The sequence below is a fragment of the Streptomyces sp. NPDC051364 genome (assembly GCF_040682115.1).
Lineage (GTDB): Bacteria > Actinomycetota > Actinomycetes > Streptomycetales > Streptomycetaceae > Streptomyces.
The window spans coordinates 355,667-378,118 of record NZ_JBFBAH010000004.1 but is presented as its reverse complement, the minus strand read 5'-3'; the positions used below and the strand labels follow the sequence as shown (position 1 = coordinate 378,118).

General features: G+C 71.9%; 20 protein-coding genes. 11 read left to right on the top strand and 9 right to left on the bottom strand.

What is annotated here, in order from left to right; all coding sequences use genetic code 11:
* The first annotated feature begins 26 nt into the window (after positions 1 to 26).
* The 4 genes from AB0M76_RS11405 (at position 27) to AB0M76_RS11390 (ending at position 3,777) form a co-directional block, all read left to right on the top strand.
* A complete protein-coding gene (locus AB0M76_RS11405; protein ID WP_365952630.1) occupies positions 27 to 464 on the top strand; it encodes a MarR family transcriptional regulator in 438 nt (145 codons plus the stop codon).
* Between the two features lie 151 nt (positions 465 to 615).
* Positions 616 to 1,701 carry an alpha/beta hydrolase-fold protein gene (locus AB0M76_RS11400; protein WP_365952629.1) on the top strand — a complete coding sequence of 362 codons (1,086 nt, stop codon included), beginning with the start codon at positions 616 to 618 and terminating at the stop codon, positions 1,699 to 1,701.
* A 175-nt stretch (positions 1,702 to 1,876) separates the two neighbouring features.
* Complete coding sequence (locus tag AB0M76_RS11395; RefSeq protein ID WP_365952628.1) at positions 1,877 to 2,983, top strand: alpha/beta hydrolase-fold protein; 1,107 nt, start codon at positions 1,877 to 1,879, stop codon at positions 2,981 to 2,983.
* Positions 2,980 to 3,777: a serine protease gene (locus AB0M76_RS11390; protein WP_365952627.1), complete on the top strand. Its 798-nt coding sequence runs from the start codon at positions 2,980 to 2,982 to the stop codon at positions 3,775 to 3,777. Before AB0M76_RS11395 ends, AB0M76_RS11390 begins: the two co-directional genes overlap by 4 nt.
* Before the next feature lie 13 nt (positions 3,778 to 3,790).
* Here AB0M76_RS11390 and AB0M76_RS11385 read toward each other — a convergent pair whose 3' ends face one another.
* The 3 genes from AB0M76_RS11385 to AB0M76_RS11375 all read right to left on the bottom strand — a co-directional run bounded on the left by AB0M76_RS11385 (position 3,791) and on the right by AB0M76_RS11375 (position 6,811).
* On the bottom strand, positions 3,791 to 4,726 hold the full coding sequence (locus AB0M76_RS11385; protein ID WP_365952626.1) for an EamA family transporter: 936 nt from the start codon (positions 4,724 to 4,726) through the stop codon (positions 3,791 to 3,793).
* A gap of 43 nt (positions 4,727 to 4,769) precedes the next feature.
* A complete protein-coding gene (locus tag AB0M76_RS11380; RefSeq protein ID WP_365952625.1) occupies positions 4,770 to 5,579 on the bottom strand; it encodes an isocitrate lyase/phosphoenolpyruvate mutase family protein in 810 nt (269 codons plus the stop codon).
* Positions 5,580 to 5,701: 122 nt separating this feature from the next.
* Positions 5,702 to 6,811, bottom strand: a complete 1,110-nt coding sequence (locus AB0M76_RS11375; RefSeq protein WP_365952771.1) for a threonine synthase — start codon at positions 6,809 to 6,811, stop codon at positions 5,702 to 5,704.
* Between the two features lie 197 nt (positions 6,812 to 7,008).
* On the opposite strand from AB0M76_RS11375, the gene AB0M76_RS11370 reads away from it, so the two are divergent.
* The 7 genes from AB0M76_RS11370 to AB0M76_RS11340 all read left to right on the top strand — a co-directional run bounded on the left by AB0M76_RS11370 (position 7,009) and on the right by AB0M76_RS11340 (position 15,081).
* Complete coding sequence (locus tag AB0M76_RS11370; protein WP_365952624.1) at positions 7,009 to 8,592, top strand: S8 family peptidase; 1,584 nt, start codon at positions 7,009 to 7,011, stop codon at positions 8,590 to 8,592.
* A 125-nt stretch (positions 8,593 to 8,717) separates the two neighbouring features.
* The gene (locus AB0M76_RS11365; protein ID WP_365952623.1) at positions 8,718 to 9,857 is read left to right on the top strand and encodes a DUF4190 domain-containing protein; all 1,140 of its coding nucleotides are present in this window, start codon (positions 8,718 to 8,720) and stop codon (positions 9,855 to 9,857) included.
* A gap of 140 nt (positions 9,858 to 9,997) precedes the next feature.
* Complete coding sequence (locus AB0M76_RS11360) at positions 9,998 to 10,750, top strand: GntR family transcriptional regulator (RefSeq protein WP_365952622.1); 753 nt, start codon at positions 9,998 to 10,000, stop codon at positions 10,748 to 10,750.
* Positions 10,751 to 11,067: 317 nt separating this feature from the next.
* The gene (locus AB0M76_RS11355; protein ID WP_365952621.1) at positions 11,068 to 11,253 is read left to right on the top strand and encodes an SPOR domain-containing protein; all 186 of its coding nucleotides are present in this window, start codon (positions 11,068 to 11,070) and stop codon (positions 11,251 to 11,253) included.
* A gap of 30 nt (positions 11,254 to 11,283) precedes the next feature.
* Positions 11,284 to 11,715 (top strand): (deoxy)nucleoside triphosphate pyrophosphohydrolase, encoded by a 432-nt coding sequence (locus AB0M76_RS11350; protein ID WP_365952620.1) that lies wholly within the window; start codon positions 11,284 to 11,286, stop codon positions 11,713 to 11,715.
* Between the two features lie 163 nt (positions 11,716 to 11,878).
* Entirely contained in the window at positions 11,879 to 12,307 is a 429-nt protein-coding gene (locus tag AB0M76_RS11345; RefSeq protein WP_266633254.1) for an ATP-binding protein, read from the top strand.
* A gap of 185 nt (positions 12,308 to 12,492) precedes the next feature.
* Positions 12,493 to 15,081, top strand: coding sequence for a SpoIIE family protein phosphatase (locus AB0M76_RS11340; RefSeq protein ID WP_365952770.1), 2,589 nt, complete (start codon positions 12,493 to 12,495; stop codon positions 15,079 to 15,081).
* Positions 15,082 to 15,132: 51 nt separating this feature from the next.
* Here the strand turns inward: AB0M76_RS11340 and AB0M76_RS11335 are convergent, their stop codons facing one another.
* From AB0M76_RS11335 to AB0M76_RS11310, 6 genes are all read right to left on the bottom strand, one after another.
* On the bottom strand, positions 15,133 to 15,852 hold the full coding sequence (locus tag AB0M76_RS11335; RefSeq protein WP_365952619.1) for a PspA/IM30 family protein: 720 nt from the start codon (positions 15,850 to 15,852) through the stop codon (positions 15,133 to 15,135).
* Between the two features lie 32 nt (positions 15,853 to 15,884).
* A complete protein-coding gene (locus AB0M76_RS11330; RefSeq protein ID WP_365952769.1) occupies positions 15,885 to 18,005 on the bottom strand; it encodes a TPM domain-containing protein in 2,121 nt (706 codons plus the stop codon).
* Between the two features lie 398 nt (positions 18,006 to 18,403).
* On the bottom strand, positions 18,404 to 19,177 hold the full coding sequence (locus tag AB0M76_RS11325; RefSeq protein ID WP_266996866.1) for a succinate dehydrogenase/fumarate reductase iron-sulfur subunit: 774 nt from the start codon (positions 19,175 to 19,177) through the stop codon (positions 18,404 to 18,406).
* Positions 19,174 to 21,093: a fumarate reductase/succinate dehydrogenase flavoprotein subunit gene (locus tag AB0M76_RS11320; RefSeq protein ID WP_365952618.1), complete on the bottom strand. Its 1,920-nt coding sequence runs from the start codon at positions 21,091 to 21,093 to the stop codon at positions 19,174 to 19,176. Before AB0M76_RS11320 ends, AB0M76_RS11325 begins: the two co-directional genes overlap by 4 nt.
* 1 nt (position 21,094) lies before the next feature.
* Positions 21,095 to 21,916 (bottom strand): hypothetical protein, encoded by an 822-nt coding sequence (locus AB0M76_RS11315; RefSeq protein ID WP_328620391.1) that lies wholly within the window; start codon positions 21,914 to 21,916, stop codon positions 21,095 to 21,097.
* A gap of 116 nt (positions 21,917 to 22,032) precedes the next feature.
* Positions 22,033 to 22,254: a hypothetical protein gene (locus AB0M76_RS11310; protein ID WP_365952617.1), complete on the bottom strand. Its 222-nt coding sequence runs from the start codon at positions 22,252 to 22,254 to the stop codon at positions 22,033 to 22,035.
* Positions 22,255 to 22,452: the final 198 nt, after the last annotated feature.

Sequence of the window (22,452 nt, the reverse complement as noted above, 5' to 3'; positions counted from 1 at the left end):
GCTTGCAAGGGCCTTAGGATGCGGGGATGACCTCCATGCCTCCCGAGGAGCGCATCGGCTCGCACGTCAAGCGCGCCGAGCAGGCGCTTCTCGCGGCCAAGAACGCTGCGCTCAAGCCCGCCGCAGTAACGGTTCCGCAGTACGCCGCGCTGCTCTGGCTCTCCGAGAAGCCGGGGATCTCCGCGGCCGCGCTCGCCCGGCTGTGCGGGGTGACGCCGCCGACCATGAACACCGTGCTGAAGAACCTCCAGGAGCGCGGGCTCATCGAGCGCACCCCGCACGAATGGCACCGCAACGTGCTCGAGACCCGGCTCACGGAGGAGGGCCGGGCCGCGATGGAGCTCGCCGACGCCGGCGCCGTACGGGTCGAGCGGGCGCTCGCCACCGCGTTCTCGGCTGAGGAGCGGGAGCAGCTGATCAGCCTGCTGGGGCGGTGCGCGGAGGCGCTCGACGCCCAGAGGTGAGTTCTGCTGTCGGGGTTCCGGACACATGAGATTCCGACCATGTTTTTGCCGGGTTTTGGAACTGTCCGTGGGATTCGCACATCAGGGCTAAAGGGATACCCAGCCGTTCTGTCCCGGCCCGGGGCAGTCATGACCGTTCGGAGCGAAGTTCGTGCACCAAGACCCGCCCCGGCGTTCCCGCCGGGCGATATGGATATCCGCCGTCGTGGCCTTCGCGCTGCTGCTCGGCGGCGGAGGCTTCGCCGCCTGGAAGCTCGAGTGGTTCTCCGGCGACGGCGGCTCCGTGAGCTTCGGCAAGGCTCCCGCGTCCGCCACCCCCGATGCGGGCAAGCCGTCCCCGGATGCGCCGTCGGCCTCTCCCACGCCGACCGGCGATCCGGACGTACTCCTGCCGACCGGCCCGAAGTCCGACTTCAAGCAGACCGCCAAGCTCGACGACGGCACGATCATCGCGAAGACCCGCCTCGCGGGCGCGAAGTCCGGCTTCGAGGGCGACGTCTGGGTGTGGACGCCCAAGGAGTACAACGAGGCGAAGTACGAGAAGAGCGCCTTCCCGGTGCTCATCGCCCTCCCCGGCGGCAACGGCTTCCCCAGCAACTACTGGGCCGACCGCAGCCTGGGCCTGCAGAAGGCCATCAGCGAGGGCGTCCAGGCCGGTACCAGCCTGCCGTTCATCGTGGTCATGCCGGTGCTGAACCCGGACAGCAAGTACTACTACGACGGCGCCGACATCCCCGGCCAGCCCAAGATGGGCACCTGGATCGCCGAGGACGTCCCGGCGTTCACCAAGGCCAACTTCCGTACGTACCAGTCCCGCGACGGCTGGGCCTTCATGGGCTCCTCCTCCGGCGCCTTCGTCGGCATGAAGACGGTCCTGCAGTACCCGGACCGGTTCAAGGCCGTGATCGCCAGCGGCGGCGAGATCGTTCCCGACTCCCCGCTCTGGAAGGGCCACCAGGCGGAGATGGACGCGAACAACCCCGAGAAGCTCGCGAAGAAGCTGATCGACGGCAACGGCCCCGAGGTCTACATCAACTTCCAGGTCGGCACCAAGGAGACCGGGAAGGAGCGGATGACCAAGTTCCAGCAGCAGTACGGCAAGGGCCCCGTCAAGATGACCATCCGCGACATCCAGAACGGCGAGCACAACGGCTGGCACTACGTCCGGGGCATGAAGGAAGGCTCCCTGGAGTGGATCAGCAAGGTGCTCAAGGGCCCGAAGCCCCAGGCCGGCTGACCAGCCGGCTGACCACGCCGTACGCACGGAGCCCGGGAGCGGGGTGGCGCAGGCCACGTCCCGCCGGTCCCAGGCAACCCATCCGATCGTTGACACCTCTGTAAGGGGTGTAAGGGGGACCGATCGGTCTGACCCGCGCTCTTCGGGAGCGCCGGAGAAGGAACGGGACAAAACCGTGCAGCATGACCAGCTTCAGGGTGACGGCGACCTCATGACCGAGGAAGGCCCGCTGACCACGGGCCGTCGCCGCCCCAAGCGCCTGCGCAGGCTTCTGATCGGCGGTGCGCTGGCGTTCACGCTCGCCGCCGGCGGCGGCGCGGCGGCGTACAAGTACGGGCTCTTCTCGGACATAGGGGATCCGGTCTCCTTCGGGAAGGTGCAGGAGTCGGCCGCCGCGGCCGAGGAGATCCGGCCGGGGGTGAGCATGCCGACCGGGCCGAAGTCCGAGTTCGTCCGGACCTACCGGATGCCCGACGGCACGCAGATCGGCCGGACGACCCTGACCGGCGCGAAGTCGGGGTTCACCGGTGACGTGTGGGTGTGGGTCCCGAAGGAGTACGACGAGCCGAGATACGCCAAGAGCGCCTTCCCGGTGCTGATCTCCCTGCCCGGCGGCCGGGGCTACCCCACGAACTACTGGGGGACGGGCCCCGGCCTCGGCCTCCAGAAGGCCGTCAGCGACGGGGCGAAGGCCGGTACGAGCCTGCCCTTCATCCTCGTCATGCCGGTGCACAACGCGGACACCAAGCACCACTTCGACGCCTCGGACATCCCCGGCGAGCCCAAGATGGGCACCTGGATGGCCGAGGACATCCCGGATTTCACGAAGGCCAATTTCCGGACCTTCACCTCCCGGGACGGGTGGGCCTTCATGGGCTCCTCCGCGGGCGGATTCGGTGCCTTCAAGCACGTCCTGAAGTACCCCGACCGGTTCAAGGCGGCCATCGCGAGCGGGGTTGACATCGTCCCCGATTCCCCGCTGTGGAAGGGGAACACGCAGGCCATGGACGAGAACAACCCCGAGAAGCTCGCCGAGAAGCTGATCAAGGAGGGTGGTCCGGACGTCTACATCAACTTCCAGATCGGCACCAAGGAGACCGGCCGCGAGAGGGCCGAGAAGTTCATGAAGGAGTACGGAAAGGGCCCCGTGCACACCCAGCTCCAGGTGATCCAGGATGGTGAGCACAATGGAAAGTCGTACGTACGCGGTATGAGGGAGGGCGCTCTGGAGTGGATCAGCAAGGTCATGCTCGCACCGACCCCCGACCCCGGCGTGCGATGAACGTAGTCGTCAAGGGTGCGGCGGCGGCGGCCGCCGCCGGGGTGGCGGCGGTCCTGGCCGTCGGCTTCCTCAAGGCGACGGACGTGGACGCGCACGCGGTGCACGCCTTCCCCGGCGTCGGCGTCCTCATGGCGAACGGGGAGCACTGGTGCACGGCGAGCGTCGTCGACAGCCCCAAGGGCACGGTCGTCGCGACCGCCGCGCACTGTGTGGCCCCCGCGGGCGAGGACGGCGAGCCCGGAGCGGTCGCCCCCGACGGCCGGGCCATCGGCGATCTCTCCTTCGCCCCCGCCTTCACCGGGGAGGGCGTGGGCCGCCAGCCCCTCGGGGTGTGGAAGGTCCGCGCGGTCCACGTGGACGAGCGCTGGACCAGATGGGGCGAGGACACCGCCGACTTCGCCTTCCTCAGCATCGAGCCGGACGAGGACGGCCGCAGCGTGCAGCAGGCGGTCGGCGGCGCCGAGGAGGCCCCGAAGCCCGACTGGACCTCCGGGTACGAGCGCGAGGTGACGGTCGTCGGCTATCCGGAGTCGGACCGCAACCCGCAGAACAAGCCCATCTCCTGCACCACCCAGACCAGCCACGACCAGCAGGACCCCGCGATGCTGTACATCAGCTGCGCGGGCTTCTGGTCGGGCACCAGCGGCAGCCCCTGGATCGCAGACCGGGGCGGTCCGGGCCGTCCCGGGCGGCTGATCGGGGTGCTGAGCGGCGGGGAGACGGACGTGGACTCCACGGCCGCCCTGTTGGACGAGAAGGCCAAGGCGCTGTACGAGCAGGCCGCACGGGACTGAGCCCGGGCCCCCGCTACTGCCTGCGCTCGGTACTGACGATCACGCACACCGCCGCGACGACGACCGCACCGCCGACCAGGATCGGCCAGGTCATGGCCTCGTCGAGGATCAGCGCACCCAGCGCGACGGCGACGACCGGGTTGACGTACGCGTACGTGGCGACCAGCGACAGCGGCGCCGACTGGAGCAGCCATGCGTACGCCGTGAAGGCGACCAGCGAGCCGAACACCACCAGGTAGCCCAGCGCCAGCCAGGAGGCGGTGGAGTAGCCCGCCCAGTCCAGGTCTTGGTGCTCGCCGCGCAGCAGGCCGACGACGATGCCGCCGGCCCCGCCCGCGAGCATCTGGTACGCGCTGCCCGTGAACGGGTTGCCCGGCAGGGACAGCTTCGACGCGGAGAACGAGCCGAGCGACCAGAGCACCGACGCCACCAGCACCAGCAGCACCCCGGAGAGCTGCACCGCACCGCCGATGCCCGGACTGGTCAGCACCGCGAGCCCGGCGAAGCCCAGCAGGACGCCGCCCAGGGTGCGCAGCGGCGGCCGGTCGCCGGTGGCGGTCCGCAGCACCACCAGCCACATCGGCACCGCCGCGATGAGCAGCGCGGTCAGGCCGGACGGCACCTCGGTCTCGGCGAGCACGACGAGGCCGTTGCCGCCGAGGATCAGCAGCAGGCCGACCACGACCGCCGAACCGACCTGGGCGCGGGTGGCCCGGAGCGCGGCCGGCCCGTACCGCCAGGCGACGAGGCCCAGCAGCAGCAGGCCGGCCGCGATGAAGCGGGCACCGGCGGAGAGGAACGGCGGCATGGTCCGGACGACCACGCGGATGGCGAGGTAGGTGGAGCCCCAGAGGACGTAGACGAGGGCGAGCGCGGTCCAGACGGCGCCCGTGACCCTGCGGGCGGTGGATTCCGGCGGCTTGCTCTCAGCAGTCTCCGAGGTGCGCATGACGGGATCCTAGGGTCGTTGGCGCGTACACGCTTCCTGGGTCTCAGCCCTTGAGCAGGGCGTTCAGCTCGCCGTACGGGAGGGAGGCGTCGAGCGCGGTGTACGTGCCGCCCGCGATCAGCTCCTCGGCGGCGCGGCGGACCACGTCGTACGCGGCCGACGCGACCCAGGAGCCGAGGCTGACGCGGGCGACGCCGAGGGCGCCGAGCTCGGCGACGGACGGGGCGCCGGGGCCGACGAGGACGTTGAGCGGCGCGTCGATGCCCTTGGCCAGCTCGGTGACGGTGGCCGGGTCGGTGACGCCGGGGACGAAGATGCCGGTGGCGCCCGCGCGGAGGTAGGCGGCGGCGCGGGCGAGGGTCTCGTCGAGGCGGTTCGCCTCCTCCCCGAGGCCGAAGAGGAACGTGTCGATGCGGGCGTTGATGTACAGCGGGACCCCGGCGGTGTCGGCGGCGGCCCGGGCCGCGGCCACCCGCTCCGCGTGGTCGGCGGCGGCCCGGGTGCCGTCCTCGATGTTGATGCCGGCCGCGCCGGCGGCGAGCACCCCGGTGACCGTCTCGGCGACCCCGGCGGGGTCGGCGCCGAAGCCGCCCTCGATGTCGGCGGTCACGGGGACGGAGACGGCCTCGGCCACCCGGGCGACGAGGTCGAGGGCGCGGTCGCGGGTCAGGGCGTCCCCGTCGGGCGCGCCGAGGGACCAGGCGACACCGGCGCTGGTGGTGGCGACGGCGGGGGCGCCGGCGGCCTCGACGAGGCGGGCGCTGACTACGTCCCAGGCGTTGGCCAGGGCCAGCGGCGCGGCGGGGGTGTGGAGCGCGGTGAAGCGGCGGGCGAGATCAACGGTGGTGGTCATGGGACCAGTTCAGCAGACCGGGCCCGGCCCCGGCTTGCGATTTTCCGACGTGTAGGGGGCGCTGCCCCCGGGCCCCCGCGCCTCAAGCGCCGGCCGGGCTGGATGTGCCGGCGGGGGCTGGACTACGCGAGGCCTCCCTTCAGGCCTGCTCCGCACAGGGGGAGGACCGTCGTGCGGCCCTGGAGGGGATCGGTGGGCGCGAGCGGGCCCACCGCCGCCCAGCAGGCCGCCGCCGTCGGCTCCACGAAGAGCCCGCGCTGTGCCAGGTCCCGCTGGGCCGCGCGCAGGGCCGGCTCCGGGACCGTCAGGAAGGTGCCGCCGGACTTGCGGACCGCCGCCAGGATCTGGCGGGCCCGCGGAGGGGCCGGGATCGCGATGCCCTCGGCCAGGGTGGGCCGCTGTTCCACCGGGTCGGCGTCCTGCGCGCCCGCCGCGAAGGCCGTGGCGAGCGGGGACACCGCCTCCGCCTGTACCGCGATCAGCGCCGGCGGCTTCACCCCGCGCCGGGCCAGCTCCTCGACCGCCAGCGCCGCCCCCAGCAGCAGGGTGCCGTTGCCGACGGGGACGACGAGGGTCTCCGGGAGCCGGCCGCCGAGCTCCTCCCACACCTCGTACGCGTACGTCTTGGTTCCGTGCAGGAAGTACGGGTTGAAGACGTGGCTCGCGTAGAAGACCCCCGGGAGGTCGGCCGCCTCCCGGGCCGCCACCGCCGTCGCCTCCCGGCCGCCCGGTACGACGCGGACCGCCGCCCCGTGCGCCCGCATCTGCTCCGTCTTCTTCTCCGAGGTGCCCTCGGGCACGAAAACTTCACACTTCAGCCCGGCCCGCGCGCAGTACGCGGCCACGGCCGTCCCCGCGTTCCCGCTGCTGTCCGCGACGACCCGCTCCGGAGCCAGCCGCCGGGCCAGCTCCGCGAGCATCACCGCGCCGCGGTCCTTGAACGACAGCGTCGGCATCAGGAAGTCGAGCTTGGCGTGAATCCGCTCCCCGAGCGGGACCAGCGGGGTGTTCCCCTCCGACAGCGTCACGGAGAACGCCCCCGGCAGCGGCAGCACGGACCCGAACCGCCAGAGCGAGTTGGGTCCGGCGGCCGGTTCGAGCGGACTGGCCGGATCCGGTGTGAAGTCGAGATCCCACGGTCCTCCGCAGAGCGGGCAGCGCCAGGGCGCCGTCCGGGCATCCGCGCGCGTGGCGTCTTCGGGGCAGACGTAGCCGGGCAGTGCGTGCGTCATGTGCAGAGGGCCTTTGCTCATTCATGGCCGTTGTATGGCACGGATGTTACGCGTTCGCCGTCCTCTTGTGGTGGGGCGAACGCGTGGGCCAACCTTTTGGAGGCGGCAGCCCGGCAGACCCCGAAGGGGTTGTCATGCCCATGTCTTTCTGCCGCCTCACCCCCCGCAATGCACCACCTATGAGGAGGACCCCCCACATGTCCGTGATGCGTCACACCCGCCGGAAATTCGCCGGCATCAGCGCGACCGCCGTCGTGGCCCTCGCGCTCGGCGCGGCCGCCGCGTTACCCGCCTCCGCGGCCGACAACGGCCCCCAGGGCGTCATCGAGAACGCCGGCGCCCCCGGCTCGGTCGCCGGCAGCTACATCGTGACCCTGAAGGACTCGGCCGCCCGCTCCACCGCCGACAGCGGCAAGGCCGTCGCCCAGCGCTACGGCGCGACGATCGGCAGGACCTACAGCGCCGCCCTCAACGGCTACTCCGTCAAGGTCTCCGAGGCGCAGGCGAAGAAGCTCGCCGCCGACCCGGCGGTCAAGTCCGTCGTGCAGAACCGGACGTTCACCGTCGACGACGCCCAGGGCACCCAGCCCAGCCCGCCCTCCTGGGGCCTGGACCGCATCGACCAGCACCCGCTCCCGCTCGACAACAGCTACACCTACCCGGACAAGGCCGGCGAGGGCGTCACCGCGTACATCATCGACACCGGCGTCCGCATCACCCACGGCGAGCTCGCGGGCCGCGCCTCCTACGGCTACGACGCCATCGACAACGACAACACCGCCCAGGACGGCCACGGCCACGGCACGCACGTCGCCGGAACGGTCGCGGGCACCTCGTACGGCGTGGCCAAGAAGGCCAAGATCGTCGGCGTCCGCGTCCTCGACAACAACGGCTCCGGTACGACGGAACAGGTCGTCGCCGGCATCGACTGGGTGACGCAGCACGCCGTCAAGCCGGCCGTGGCGAACATGTCGCTCGGCGGCGGAGCCGACTCCGCGCTCGACACCGCCGTACGCAACTCCATAGCCTCCGGCATCACGTACGGCGTCGCCGCGGGCAACGAGTCCACGGACGCGAGCACCAAGTCCCCGGCGCGTGTCGCCGAGGCCATCACGGTCGGCGCCACCACCAACACCGACGCCAAGGCCAGCTACTCCAACTACGGCTCGATCCTGGACATCTTCGCCCCGGGCTCCTCCATCACCTCCTCGTGGGGCACCGGCGACACCGCCACCAACACCATCTCGGGCACCTCGATGGCCACGCCGCACGTCGTGGGCGCGGCCGCCCTGTACCTCTCGCAGAACCCCTCGAGCACCCCGGCCCAGGTCTCCGCGGCCCTGGTGGCCGCGGCCACCCCGAACGTGGTGACCGGCCCCGGTTCCGGCTCCCCGAACCGCCTGCTCTACGTGGGCGGCGGCACCACCCCGCCGAACCCGGGCACCCGCTTCGAGAACACCGCCGACTACGCGATCAACGACAACGCCACCGTCGAGTCGCCGCTCACCGTCAGCGGCGTCTCCGGCAACGCCCCGGCGGCGCTGAGCGTTTCGGTCGACATCAAGCACACGTACACCGGTGACCTGAAGGTCGACCTGGTCGCCCCCGACGGCTCCGTGTACACCCTGCACAACCGCAGCGGCGGCAGTGCGGACAACATCATCAAGGCCTTCACCGTCAACGCCTCTTCGGAGGTTGCCAACGGTGTGTGGAAGCTCCGTGTGAACGACAACGCCAACATCGACACCGGCAAGATCGACTCCTGGGCGCTCCAGTTCTGACCCACCGGGGGTGAACGCGGCCCAAGGCCGCGGTGAACTGCGGGGGCGACCGTCACGGCGGTCGCCCCCGCTGCGTACTATTTCGCGCATTCGTTCGCGCCCCCTGTGATGGAGCACCCCGCCCCGTGAGCACCCCGCCCCCGCCCTACTGGCCCGCTCCGCCCCCGCAGCAGGCGTACCGGGAGCCCGCTCTCAACGGCTTCGCGCTCGCGTCGCTGCTGGTCGGGCTGTTGTGCGTGCCGCCGCTCGGGGTCGTCTTCGGGATCGTGGCGCTCGTCCAGATCGCGCGGAAGGGAGAGCGGGGCAGGGCGCTCGCCATCGCGGGTCTGGCGGTGTCGCTCGCGATGACCGCCGCCGTCGTCTTCGCCGCGGACCGGGTGGCGGAGCGGCTGTTCGACCGGCTGGACACGCTCCAGCAGTTCGAGGGCGTCGAGGGCGAGTTGACCGCCGTGGACGACATGCGCGCCGGCGACTGCTTCAACGTCCCCGGCGCAGACCTGCTCGACCAGAGCCCGCTCATCTACCGGATCGCGTGCACGGAGGTGCACGAGGGCGAGGTCACCTCCTCGACCCGGTTCGACGACACGGTGTTCCCGGGCGGGCCCGAGCTGAAGAAGACCGCCACGGACACGTGCTGGAAGGCACAGGACGCGTACGCGATGGACTCGTGGGCGCTGCCCTCGTACGCGGAGATGTTCTACTTCGCGCCCTCGCGCGAAGCGTGGAGCGGCGGCGACCGGCGGCTGCTCTGCGTCATCGGCACGGCGGAGCGGGAGCACCGCGGCAGCCTGCGCAAGGACGCCGGGACGCTGAAGCCGGAGCAGGTGGCCTTCCTGCGCGTGATGAACGAGGCCGACCTGGCGCTGGGGGGCGGGCCGGAGGAGGAGCTCGACGAGGCGCTGCCGCAGTACCGGGAGTGGGCCCGCGAGGTCGACCGGGCGCTGGCCGCGGAGGCGGGGCTGCTGGACGGGGTGAAGGCCCGGCCGGAGCTGGCCGGGCCGGCGCGGGCGCAGCTCAAGGGGGTCGAGGCGGCGCGGGCGGCGTGGCAGCGGGCGGCTAAGGCGACGAGGCCGGCGGAGTTCCAGGACGCGTGGGACGCGGCCTCGGGTGCACTGTCCGTGGACACGGAGAAGGCGCTGCGCGGGGCGTATGGGCTCTCGACGAGGGTGCCGGACTGGCTCGCGGGGCAGCCGGGCGACTCGGACGGCGGCTCGGAGGGCGATCCTGACGGCGAGTCGGACGGGTCCTCTTCGGCCTCGGTGTGAGGAGCCGTCGAGGATAGCGCGCGGTAACGGGTTTCAGTGACCTGCCTTCATCACTTCGGGTGAAACTCTGGCCCTTGCTTGCGGTCTACAACCGTCGGTTGCCAGGGTGTAGCTGTCTGTCAACCTGATGGGAGTGGCCAGTGACTTTCGGTGAGCAGCCGGCCTATCTGCGCGTCGCCGGGGATCTGCGACGGAAGATCGTCGATGGGTCCCTGCCCCCGCACGCCCGGCTCCCCTCGCAGGCCCGGATCCGCGAGGAGTACGGGGTCTCCGACACCGTGGCGCTTGAGGCGCGCAAGGTCCTGATGGCGGAGGGGCTGGTCGAGGGCCGGTCCGGGTCGGGTACGTACGTACGGGAGCAGCCCGTGCCGAGACGGGTCGCGCGCTCGGGATACCGCACGGGCGGGACGTCGACGCCGTTCCGGCAGGAGCAGGCCGAGGCGGGCGCCCGGGGCACCTGGGAGTCCGGCAGTGAGCAGACGGCCGCACCGGTGGAGATCGCCGGGCGGCTCGGCATCGAGCCCGGCGAGCGGGTGATGCGGACGCGGTACGTGTTCCGCGACGCGGGGGAGGCGATGATGCTGTCGACCTCCTGGGAGCCGCTCGCGGTCACGGGCCGGACCCCGGTGATGCTGCCGGAGGAGGGGCCGCTCGGGGGCTCGGGGGTCGTCGACCGGATGGCCGCGATCGACGTCGTCGTGGACAACGTGGTGGAGGAGGTCGGGGCGCGGCCCGGCCTGGCCGAGGAGATCATGCTGCTGGGCGGGGTCCCGGGCCATGTGGTCCTGGTGATCGGCCGTACGTACTTCGCGTCCGGGCGGGCGGTCGAGACCGCCGACGTGGTGGTCCCGGCGGACCGCTACCGCCTGTCGTACCACCTGCCGGTCCGGTGAGCGGACAGGGCGTGCCAGGGTGTTGACCGGGCGGTGACGCGGGGGCGCGCGGCGTAACCCCGGGGCAATGTCCACGCGTGACGGGGTGTCACGGACTGCCGAAAGGCGCCGCAGGGAGGTGCGGTGGTGCTGTCGATGCCCACGGTGCGCCGGTTCTGAACCGGCGTACACGGCCCTGTCGTACGCATGGCCGGATGCGTACGCCTGAGGTACCTCTTCGTGAAAAACCGTATCCGCTCCGTAAAGGTCGGGCGTAAGCTCGGGCATATGCGCAATGCGGTTTCCCGGGCAGGTACATCGGCGGAGGGTCAAACGCGATGAACGACAGCGGTGCCCTGCTCTCATGGCTGGTCATACGTCAGGACGACAACGGCAACCGCTACCGGGTGGGCCGGTACCCCACCCGGGCCGAGGCCCAGAAGGTCGCCGACAGCCTCGAGGACAGAGGCCACAAGCAGCTGTACTGGGTCGAGCGGATCGGTCAGACGGCCACGACGAACTGAGTATCCGCGCGTTGGCATAGGCTCCGCCCCATGACGGTACGAGTGGTCGTGGGCGGAGCCCTTTGTCATGAGGGCCGCCTGCTGGCCGCCCGCCGCAGCGCGCCCCCGGAGCTGGCCGGACGCTGGGAACTGCCGGGCGGGAAGGCCGAGCCGGGCGAATCCGTCCCCGAGGCGCTCGTACGCGAACTGCGCGAGGAACTCGGCGTGGAGGCCGAGCCGCTCGAGCGGATCCCGGGGGAGTGGCCGCTCAGGCCCGGGCTCGTCCTGCACGTGTGGACCGCCCGGCTGCTGTCCGGGGAACCCGCGCCGCTGGAGGACCACGACGAGCTGCGCTGGCTCGGGCCCGGGGAGCTGGACTCGGTGGACTGGCTCGACCAGGACCGGCCCGCCGTTGCCGAGGTCGGACGCCGGCTGCGCGCCGAGCGCGACGAGCAGCACGCCAGGTCGCACGGGGGCGCGTGACGCGCGTGCGCTGGGCCGTCTGCGCCACAGTGCGCCGGTGCGTGAAGGATCGGGTGGTACGGCGCCTCGAATATCGGGTATGTCGCTATTAGTCCCTATCGTGTACTGCCCCTCGTGGCTCTGTCCCTGATGAATCGGACTGGGGTCGTTGTCGGCCCGGGAAGTGATCGGCGTGATCGACACAGACGGTGAATGCGCCGAGTGGGCCTTCCCCGCCGAACCCGGCGCCGTCCGCACCGCCCGGCACGCCGTGCGTGGCACGCTCGGTTCCTGGGGTCTCGACTCCGTCGGCGACGTCACCGTCCTGCTGGTCAGCGAGCTGGTCACCAATTCACTGAGGTACGCCTCCGGCCCCATCGGCGTCCGGCTGGTGCGGCGCAATCCGGCCAGTGGAAGTGTGACGGGGGGTGCCGCCTTGCTCGTGGAGGTTTCCGATCCGCTTCCGGATCCGCCCCGCGAACGGGTCGCGAAGCCGGACGACGAGGGTGGCCGGGGACTTCACCTGGTGGCGTCCTCCGCGCAGCGCTGGGGGACGCGGCACGGGAAATCGGGCAAGACCGTGTGGTTCGAGTTGGCACTTCCTGGTGAGTAACAAGGTGAAGGATGGCCGACGATCACAGGGCATGGCTCGAAATAGTCGGGACCTTTTTGTGATCGTGAACGCCGTGCCGTGCGGGGCCGTGGTGCTGAATACTTCGGTCATGGCCGGTCCGGTTGCGGTGAGCTGGAGGGGACGGTCGCGTGAGCGAGATACCTGCGCAGGCACATCAGGCCCGTGTGCCCGGGGAGACATGGCACGACTCCCTGTGGCACAGCAGCCCGCCTGGCTCGATATATGACTACATAAAGGTCGCGTCCTTCTCCATCGGACCCGACGGGCTCATCGACCAGTGGAGCCTGCGCGCCGAGGAGCTGTTCGGGCTGACCGCCGCACAGGCCGTGGGCCGGGACCCGGTGGACGCCTTCATGCCGCCGGAGCTGCGCGCCGACGGACACCGCAGGGTGGCCGAGATCCTCGACGGCAAGGAATGGACCGGCCTCGTCCCCTTCCGGATCCCCGGCGGGAACGGCGCGCACGGCGTGGCCGAGATCTATGTGATGCCCACCCAGACCGAGACCGCCGAGCGGGCCGCGCTGTGCGTCGTGGTCGACGTACGCGCGCTGCGCAGGATCGAATCCGATCTCGCCGCCTCGCAGGCCATATTCGGCCAATCTCCTTTCGGCTTCCTGCTCTTCGGCACGGACCTCACCGTGCAGCGGGCCAACCGCCGTTTCGCGACCGTCTTCGGCGGCGCCGTCGAGGAGCACCGCGGCCGCACGGTCCACGACTACCTCCCGCCCCAGGAGGCCGACCGGATGGCCGAGGCCCTGCGGCGGGTCCTGGAGACCGGCGACTCCGTCACCGACCTTCAGATCACCGGCGCCGCCCCCGGCAGCCGGGAGCACCGCCACTGGTCCATCAACCTCTACCGCGTCCACGGCGGCACCGGCCGCCCCATCGGCGTCGCAGGCCTGGGCACCGACGTCACCCGCCGTCACCTCGCCGCCCGCGAGGCCGCCGGGGTCCGGCGCAATCTCGCGCTGCTCAACGAGGCCGGGCACCGCATCGGGAACTCCCTCGACCTCGAGACCACCGCCCGCGAACTGCTGGACGTGACCGTCCCGGGCTTCTGCGACCTCGCCGCCGTCGACCTCTACCAGGGGCTGCTGCTCGGCGACGACGACCGGCCCGCCCGGCCGCAGGGCCCCGGCGTGCCCTCGCTGCCGCCCGGGCTGGGCGCCGGCCGGGCGCCCTCCGCGCCCCTGCGGCGCGTCGCCTTCGCCTCGGCCGTGTCGGACGCCCCGCTGTCCGGTCCGGGCACGCTGGTCTCCGTAGGGGAGATCCACCGCTACCCGGCGGCCTCGCCGGGGGCGCTCGCCCTGCGGACCGCGCGGCCGAGGCTGATCGAAGGCGGCGGATCGGACGACCTCGTGCAGTCGACGCTCGTCGTACCGATGGTCGCGCACGACACCGTCGTCGGGCTCGCCCAGTTCTCCCGTACGAAGGGCAGCGAGCCCTTCGGGGAACGGGACCGGGCGGTGGCCGTGGAACTCGCCGCCCGGGCCGCCGTCTGCATCGACAACGCCCGCCTCTACCGGCGCGAGCACGAGCGGGCGCTGATACTGCAACGCAGCCTGCTGCCGCCCGGGGACCCCGAGGCGGCCGGCCTGGACATTGCCTGCCGGTACCTGCCGGGGAACGCGGCCACCGAGGTCGGCGGGGACTGGTTCGACGTCATCGAACTGCCCGGGCACCGCACGGCGCTGGTCGTCGGCGACGTCATGGGCCGCGGGCTGCGGGCGGCCGTCGCGATGGGCGAACTGCGCACCGCCGTACGGACCCTGGCGCTGCTGGACCTGGAACCGGCGGAGGTTCTCACCGCATTGGACGAGATCGCCCGCGGGCTCGGCGCGCCCGGCGGCTCCCAGCAGGCCTCCCGGGCGGCGCTGCACTCGCGGGACGCGGACCGCTCCGAGGTGTACCTCGCGACGTGCGTGTACGCCGTCTACGACCCGGTGACCCGGCGCTGCACCATCGCCAACGCCGGCCACATGCCGCCCGTGCTGGTGGAACCGGCCGAACCGGGCGCCCCGCCGCGGCCCGCACTGCTGTTGGAGGTGCCGCCCGGGATGCCGCTGGGAGTGGGCGGGGAGCCGTTCGAGGAGGTGGAGGTGGACCTCCCGGAGGGGGCCCTGCTGGCCCTGTACACGGACGGGCTGGTGGAATCGCGGGACCACCCGCTGGAGGAAGGGCTGCGGGGGCTGCGGGACGCGCTGTCCGACCCGGTGCGGCCGCTGGAGGACGTGTGCGACCACGTGCTGAACACGCTGGACACGCGGCACGGTGAGGACGACATCGCGCTGCTGATGGCGCGGGTGCAGGGGCTGCCGGTGGAAGCGGTGGGGGACTGGCAGCTGCCGCGCGAGGCGCGGTCGGTCGGCCGGGCGCGGGAGCTGGCACGGGCGAAACTGCCGGGCTGGGGGCTGGAGGGGCTGCTGGACACCACCGAGCTGCTGGTGAGCGAGCTGGTGACGAACGCCCTGCGGTACGGGGAGGGCGAGATCCGGCTGCGGCTGCTGCTGGACCGCACCCTGGTCTGCGAGGTCTGGGACGGCAACCTGGTGCAGCCGCGGCGCCGCCGGGCCCGGGACACGGACGAGGGCGGGCGGGGGCTGCAGCTGGTCGGCATGCTGTCGGCGGGCTGGGGCACGCGCCGCACCCACCGGGGGAAGACGGTCTGGTTCGAGCTCCCGCTCCCGGGCGCGGCGGCGGAGGCGGTCTCGGAACTCTCGGCTGAGCAGCTGCTGGGCATGTACAACGGCTGACCGCGCCGCTGCCGGGGCTCAGCCCCCGGCAGCGGTCGCGCAGCGCTTTCGTCAGGCGGCCTTGCGGGATTTCAGGGCGGCGAGGCGGGCTTCGACCTCCGAGGTCTTGTCGAGGTCGTCCAGGGCCTCGAACTGGGCGTCCAGGGAGGACGCCGCCAGTTCCTGCCGGCCCAAGGCCCTGGCCTCCTCCCGGCGGACCTTGTCCTCGAAGCGGGCGATGTCGCTCGTCGGGTCCATGACGTCGATGTTCTTCACCGCGTCCAGCATGGTGTTCTGCGCCTGCGCGGTCTTCGCCCGGGCCACCAGCTCGTCCCGCTTGGCCGTCAGCTCGGTCAGCTTCTCCTTCATCGCGTCCAGCCCGGACTTGAGCTTGTCCACGACCTCCGTCTGCGCGGCGATCGTCGGCTCCGCCGTCTTCGCCTCCTTCTCCGACCGGAGCTGACGGCCGAGGGCGACCTTCGCGAGGTTGTCGAACTTGTCCGCATCCGCAGTGGACCCCTCGGCCCGCAGCCCGTCCGCCTTCCGGCTCGCCGCGAGCGCCTTGGCGCCCCATTCCGCGGCCGCCTCCACGTCCTCCTTGTGGTCCGCCTCCAGCATCCGCAGATTGCCGATCGTGGTGGCGACCGCCTGCTCCGCCTCCGTGATGTTGTTCGAGTAGTCGCGGATCAGCTGGTCCAGCATCTTCTGCGGATCCTCCGCCTGGTCCAGCAGCGCGTTGATGTTCGCCTTCGCGAGCTGGGTGACACGGCCGAGGATGGTCTGCTTGCTCATCGGTGACCTTTCACGGGGTGAGGGAGAGTGGATCAGAAGCGACCGCCGCCGCCCATGCGGCCACGGGTGCCGCCGCCGCCGAAGGAGCCGGGGCCCGGTCCGCCGCCCCCGAAGCCCCCGCCGCCGAAGCCCCCGCCGAAGCCCCCGCCGCCGCGGCCGCCGCGCAGGATCTCGCCCAGGATGATCCCGCCGAGGACCGCGCCGCCCATGCCGCCGCCCTGCTGCCGCTGCCCGCCGCCGCCGTACGGGTCCTGGTACGCCCGTACGTCCTGCTCGGCCAGCTGCTGCGCCTGCCGCGCCAGGCCGTCCGCCTGCTGCGCCTCCGCCAGCGCCGCCGCCGGGTCCGGGCCCGCGAGGGCCGCCGACCGCTCCATGCGCCGCTGCGCCTCCGCCAGCCGGGTGCGGGCCTGGCTGCCGACCGCGCCCCGGCTCGTGGTGATGTAGTCCGCCGCCGCGCCGATCGCGCTGCGCGCCGAGAGCACCGCCTGGTCCAGCAGGGCGGCCGCCCGCCGGCTGCCCGCCTCGCGCTCCCGGGCCCCGGCCAGCGCCTCGTCGAGGACGGCATCGGCCTCCTCGACCCGGCGCAGGGCATCGATCGGGTCGTACCGGCCGGCCTCCTGCGCCCGCCGTACGTCGGCCAGGACCGCCTCCGCCCGGCCGATGCGCCCGCGCAGATCCGCCGTGGAGGCCCCTTCCGCGGTGCCGGTCAGCAGGCCGCGGGCATCGGCGAGGTCGGTGTCCGTCTCCGTGAGCGCCCCGGGCAGCTTCCCGGCGGCCTCCGCCAGCTCCTGCGCCCGCCGCTCCACCGCGTCGACCAGCGTCGCCGCCTGGTCCACCGCGCCCTCGGCGGCCCGTACGTGCACGGCCGCCTTCCCGTTGTCGCCCGCTTCGATCGCCGCCCGGGCCTCGCCGAGGCTGGTCGTCGCGAACAGCAGCCGGTCCTTGGCCTGTTCGGCGTTGGAGGCCACGGGCGCGGACGCCGAGTCCGCGTAGTGCCCGGCCAGCGCGGTCAGGGTGGCCTCGGCCGTCGTCGTACGGCCCGTCAGGGCCCGGAAGTGCGCCTCCACCGTCGCCACGGCCTGCGGGGCGTTCTTCTCCAGGTCCCGCAGCCGGTCGAAGTCCGCCGACTCGGCGTCGAGCCGCCGGTTCGCCTCCGTACAGCGGGCCACGATCTCGTCGAGCATCCGCCGCCGGGTGGGGTCGTCCTCGGGATATGCGTCGTCGAGCTGCTGGCGCAGCCGGAACGCGGCCGTCAGCTCGCTCTGCGCGAAGGCCAAGGCCTCGGTGAACGTGCCGACCGCTGCGTCGCCGAACTGCGCGGAGGCGAAGCCGAGCTCCTCGGTGCTGGTACGGATCGCGTCGTCGGTCTCCACCAGCAGGGCCTTGGCCTTGCCGTCCAGCTCGGGCAGCGGCAGGGCGGTCGTGGTCGCGGGCTGCTCGCCCCAGCCCGTCGTGCTGCCGGCCCAGCCGGCCTTGCGCTTGCGGCGGCTGTACGCGTACGCCCCGAGGGCGCCGGCCGCGCCGACGACGACCACCGGGAGCACGTAGTCCCCGGCCCCGTTGCCCTCGCCCGCGCCGCCGCCGGGGTTCGCCACGCCGGGCGTGACGGCGGGCACGGGTACGGGCTTCCCGGCGAGCACGGCCCCGTACCCGTCGGCGGCGCCGATCGCGGCGCCCGCCCAGTCGTTCTGCTTCAGCGCGGGCTCGATGGCCGTACGGGCGACGTCCGCGAGCTGCTCCTGGGTGAACCCGGAGTCGACATCGGCCGAATAGGCGTACTGGCGCGCCCCGGTCGCCACCGCCAGCAGCACGTCGTCCTGGCCGAGGCCGTTCTTCTGCGCGGTGGCGTCCGCCCAGCTCTGGGCGGAGCGCCCGGAGAAATCGTGCACGTACGTCACGAAGAGCTGGATGCGATGGTCGGCGTACAGCTTGTCCAATGCGGCCGTGACGGCGGCCTTCCGGTCGCCGAGGGCGCCCACGCGGTCGGTGATCTGCCCCTGCTGGGACAGGGTGACGGGATCGTCGGCCCGAGCGGCCGGCGCCCCGGCCACCCCCCACCCGCCGAGCCCCAGCAGCGCGGCGGCCAGCACGAGCCCGGCCCGTACGGATATCCCGGCGGCGGTGCGTCTCTTCGCCCTGCTCCTCGACGGCATCACATTTGGGAGCGTATGGGCGCATTACCCGCGCCGCACCCGGGGATCGTCCCCGCACGGCCCCCGGCCCGGGGTGAGCGGCCCGGGCGGCGAGGGGTGGTCGGGGCCGGGTCAGGGCAAGGCTTGAGCCGAGAGGCTGGGGCGGGAGACGACGAGGTGGTCGGCGACCAGGAGGACGTCGTCGAGGGTGAGGGTGAGGGCTTGACCGCCACGGACCGGTCCAGCGACAGGTCGTGCCCGCGCCACACCTCGCCCATGCCGCCCTGGCCCAGCCGCTGGTCCAGCCGGTACCGGCCGGCCAGCTGATCCCCCACCCGCACCGCAAAGCCCTCTGACATCACGTCATGCGACGTTTTCCCAGGGGGCATTGTGTCCTGCGAAGTGAACGGCCGGGGGCGCTACAGGTCAGCACGCCTGCGGATCTTGTTGCCCAGCCATACCAGCGGGTCGTACTTGCGGTCCACCGCCCGCTCCTTCAGCGGGATCAGCGCATTGTCGGTGATCTTGATGCCCTCGGGGCAGACCTCCGTACAGCACTTGGTGATGTTGCAGTAGCCGAGCCCGTGCTCCTCCTGGGCCGTGCGCTTGCGGTCCAGGCCCGCCTCCGCCGCCGCGTCCAGCGGGTGCATGTCCAGCTCCGCCACCCGCATCAGGAAGCGCGGACCGGCGAACGCCTGCTTGTTCTCCTCGTGGTCGCGCACCACGTGGCAGGTGTCCTGGCACAGGAAGCACTCGATGCACTTCCTGAACTCCTGAGAGCGGTCCACGTCCACCTGCTGCATCCGGTACGCCCCCGGAGCCACCCCTTCCGGCGGCACGAAGGCCGGGACCTCGCGGGCCTTGCGGTAGTTGAACGACACGTCCGTGACCAGGTCCCGGACGACCGGGAAGGCGCGCAACGGCGTGACCGTGATCGTTTCGGCCCGGTCGAAGGTCGACATGCGCGTCATGCACATCAGCCGTGGCCGGCCGTTGATCTCCGCACTGCACGAACCGCACTTGCCCGCCTTGCAGTTCCAGCGCACCGCCAGGTCCGAGGCCTGGGTGGCCTGGAGACGGTGGACGATGTCCAGGACGACCTCGCCGTCGTGCACCTCGACGGTGAAGTCCCGCAGTTCCCCGCCTTCCGCGTCGCCCCGCCAGATCCGGAAGCTCGCGTCGTACGCACTCATGAGTAGAGCTCCTCTTCGGCGAGGTACTTGACCAGCTCGTCCTTCTCGAAGAGCGCGAGCAGGTCGGGGCGGACGGGTTCGGTACGGGTGCGGACGAGGGCGATCCGGTCGGCCGAGGGATCCGCCGGGGGCGGGTCGACCGGACGGCACAGCAGGTTCACGGGGCGCCACTCGCGCTCCATCGCCGGGCAGTCCTCCCGGGTGTGCCCGCCGCGGCTCTCGGTGCGCTCGAGGGCCGCGCGGGCCACGCACTCGCTGACCAGCAGCATGTTCCGCAGGTCCAGGGCGAGGTGCCAGCCCGGGTTGAACTGCCGGTGCCCCTCGACCCCGGCCCGGGCCGCCCGTACGCGCAGGCCCGCCAGCTTCCGCAGGGCCTCGGCCATCTCGCCCTCGCGGCGGATGATCCCGACCAGGTCGTTCATGGTCGTCTGGAGCTCCTGGTGGAGCGTGTACGGGTTCTCCGCGCCGTCGGCGGCGTGGAACGGGGCCAGCGCCTCCGCCGCCGCCGCGTCGATCTCCGCCTGGGAGACCGCGGGCAGCGCCTCGGCGAGGCCGGTGGCGTACTCGGCGGCGTGCAGCCCGGCCCGTCGGCCGAACACCAGCAGGTCGGACAGGGAGTTCCCGCCCAGCCGGTTCGAGCCGTGCATGCCGCCCGCGACCTCGCCCGCCGCGAACAGCCCCGGGACCCCGACCGTGGCCGCGGTGTCGGAGTCGACCGCGATCCCGCCCATCACGTAGTGGCAGGTCGGGCCGACCTCCATCGGCTCGGCGGTGATGTCCACGTCCGCCAGCTCCTTGAACTGGTGGTACATGGAGGGCAGCCGCCGTTTGATCCGCTCGGCCGGCATCCGGGTGGACACGTCGAGGAAGACCCCGCCGTGCGGGGAGCCGCGGCCCGCCTTGACCTCGGAGTTGATGGCCCGGGCCACCTCGTCGCGGGGGAGCAGCTCGGGCGGACGCCGGTTGTGGTCCGGGTCCTCGTACCAGCGGTCGCCCTCCTCCTCGGACTCCGCGTACTTCTCCTTGAAGACGTCCGGGACGTAGTCGAACATGAACCGCTTGCCCTCGCTGTTGCGCAGCACCCCGCCGTCGCCGCGCACCGACTCGGTGACGAGGATGCCCTTGACCGAGGGCGGCCAGACCATGCCGGTCGGGTGGAACTGCACGAACTCCATGTTCAGCAGGGGCGCGCCCGCGAGCAGCGCCAGCGCGTGGCCGTCGCCCGTGTACTCCCAGGAGTTGGACGTCGTCTTGAAGGACTTGCCGATCCCGCCCGTGGCCAGGACCACCGCCGGGGCCTCCAGGACGAAGAACCGGCCGGACTCGCGCTCGTAGCAGAAGGCCCCCGAGACCTTCTCCTGATCCTTCGAACTGCGATCCTTCAGAACCCGGGTGACCGTGCACTCCTGGAAGACCTTGAGCCGGGCCTCGTAGTCCCCGAACTCCTTGAAGTCCTCCTGCTGGAGCTGGACGATCTTCTGCTGGAGGGTGCGGATCAGCTCCAGGCCGGTCCGGTCGCCCACGTGCGCGAGGCGCGGGTACTCGTGCCCGCCGAAGTTGCGCTGGGAGATCTTCCCGTCCGGGGTGCGGTCGAAGAGCGCGCCCCAGGTCTCCAGCTCCCAGACCCGGTCCGGGGCCTCCTTCGCGTGGAGTTCCGCCATCCGCCACTGGTTCAGGAACTTCCCGCCGCGCATGGTGTCGCGGAAGTGCACCTGCCAGTTGTCACCCTCGTTGACGTTGCCCATGGAGGCGGCGATCCCGCCCTCCGCCATCACCGTATGGGCCTTGCCGAACAGGGACTTGCAGATCACGGCCGTACGGGCGCCCCGCTCGCGCGCCTCGATCGCGGCCCGCAGCCCGGCGCCGCCCGCACCGACCACGACCACGTCCCACTGCTGCCGGTCGACTTGAGCCATGTCAGAAGAACCTCGGATCCGTGAAGGCGCCGCCGGCCAGCAGGTACACGTAGAAGTCGCACAGGGCGACGCTGATGAGCGAGGCCCACGCGAGCTGCATGTGGCGGGTGTTGAGCCGGCTGATCCAGCCCCACAGCCGGTAGCGCACCGGGTGCTTGGAGAAGTGCCGCAGACGGCCGCCCATGATGTGCCGGCAGGAGTGGCAGGACAGCGTGTAAGCCCAGATCAGCGCGATGTTGACGAGGAACAGCAGCGTCCCGAGGCCCATGTGGCCCCACTCGTAGTGCTCGTCGCGGAAGGTCAGCGCCGTGTCGTACGTGAGGATGCCCGCGACCGGCAGCGCCGCGTAGAAGAAGTACCGGTGGATGTTCTGGAGGATCAGCGGGAAGCGGGTCTCGCCGGTGTACTTCGCGTGCGGCTCGGCGACGGCGCAGGCGGGCGGCGAGGCCCAGAAGCCCCGGTAGTACGCCTTGCGGTAGTAGTAGCAGGTCAGCCGGAAGCCGAGCGGGAAGATCAGGATCAGCAGGGCGGGGGAGAGGCCCCACCAGCTGCCGAACAGGTCCAGGTTGGGGCCGCCGCGCATCTCCTGGCAGTTCTCCGCGAGACACGGGGAATAGAACGGCGAGACGTACGGGGCCGCGTAGTAGTCGGCGTTGGCGAAGGCCCGCCACGTCGAGTAGACGATGAAGGCGAGCAGTCCGGCCGCGGTGACGGCGGGGGCCAGCCACCACCGGTCGGTGCGCAGGTGCCGGGCGGCGATCGCGGCCCGGGAGGCGTCGTGGACGCCGGTCAGCTGCCGGGGTGGTTCCGTGCCTGTGGCCAAAGGGGACTCCGGGTGGAGTGATGACGGATGACCCACGAGGCCCAGCCGCGGACGGCTGGGCCTGGTGGGGTGCGGGGTGCCGGCGTGTGCGGGGTGCGGGGCCGCGTACGCCAGGGTCAGGGTGCCCGGCGGTCGCGGGCGCCGAGACCCTCGTCGTCGGCGTCCTTCCACAGCGAGCTGTCGTACGGGGCGTCCGGAACGGAGACCATCCCCTCCTGGCGTGGGGCCCGCGGGGTGTCCGGGGCCTGCCGGGCGATGTCCTTCTCGAGCCGCTCGACCGAGCGGACCAGCTCGTTCAGGTTGCGTCGTACGGCGGTCAAATCATCTTGCAGGGACATGACTTGCCCTCACTTCCGCTGGTTGCGGTGGCAACGCTCATGTGCGCCTGCGAGTGTCCCGCCTCCCGTCCCCCGTTGTGAAGGGACGTGCAGCGATTGCGGGCGCGCAGGCGCAATCTGTGCGCCCCTCCCTGCCCCCATTTTGATCCCTCTTACGAGGGAACGCCCGTCCGTGACGCAAGTGGGATTGGTCCGCAC

Excerpts from the sequence above, each read along its gene's own strand:
- AB0M76_RS11320 (WP_365952618.1), bottom strand. The coding sequence starts at position 21,093 with ATGGCTCAAGTCGACCGGCAGCAGTGGGACGTGGTCGTGGTCGGTGCG.
- AB0M76_RS11355 (WP_365952621.1), top strand. The coding sequence starts at position 11,068 with ATGAACGACAGCGGTGCCCTGCTCTCATGGCTGGTCATACGTCAGGAC.
- AB0M76_RS11310 (WP_365952617.1), bottom strand. The coding sequence starts at position 22,254 with ATGTCCCTGCAAGATGATTTGACCGCCGTACGACGCAACCTGAACGAG.
- AB0M76_RS11350 (WP_365952620.1), top strand. The coding sequence starts at position 11,284 with ATGACGGTACGAGTGGTCGTGGGCGGAGCCCTTTGTCATGAGGGCCGC.
- AB0M76_RS11375 (WP_365952771.1), bottom strand. The coding sequence starts at position 6,811 with ATGACGCACGCACTGCCCGGCTACGTCTGCCCCGAAGACGCCACGCGC.
- AB0M76_RS11385 (WP_365952626.1), bottom strand. The coding sequence starts at position 4,726 with ATGCGCACCTCGGAGACTGCTGAGAGCAAGCCGCCGGAATCCACCGCC.
- AB0M76_RS11335 (WP_365952619.1), bottom strand. The coding sequence starts at position 15,852 with ATGAGCAAGCAGACCATCCTCGGCCGTGTCACCCAGCTCGCGAAGGCG.
- AB0M76_RS11380 (WP_365952625.1), bottom strand. The coding sequence starts at position 5,579 with ATGACCACCACCGTTGATCTCGCCCGCCGCTTCACCGCGCTCCACACC.
- AB0M76_RS11390 (WP_365952627.1), top strand. The coding sequence starts at position 2,980 with ATGAACGTAGTCGTCAAGGGTGCGGCGGCGGCGGCCGCCGCCGGGGTG.
- AB0M76_RS11405 (WP_365952630.1), top strand. The coding sequence starts at position 27 with ATGACCTCCATGCCTCCCGAGGAGCGCATCGGCTCGCACGTCAAGCGC.
- AB0M76_RS11330 (WP_365952769.1), bottom strand. The coding sequence starts at position 18,005 with ATGCCGTCGAGGAGCAGGGCGAAGAGACGCACCGCCGCCGGGATATCC.
- AB0M76_RS11370 (WP_365952624.1), top strand. The coding sequence starts at position 7,009 with ATGTCCGTGATGCGTCACACCCGCCGGAAATTCGCCGGCATCAGCGCG.
- AB0M76_RS11325 (WP_266996866.1), bottom strand. The coding sequence starts at position 19,177 with ATGAGTGCGTACGACGCGAGCTTCCGGATCTGGCGGGGCGACGCGGAA.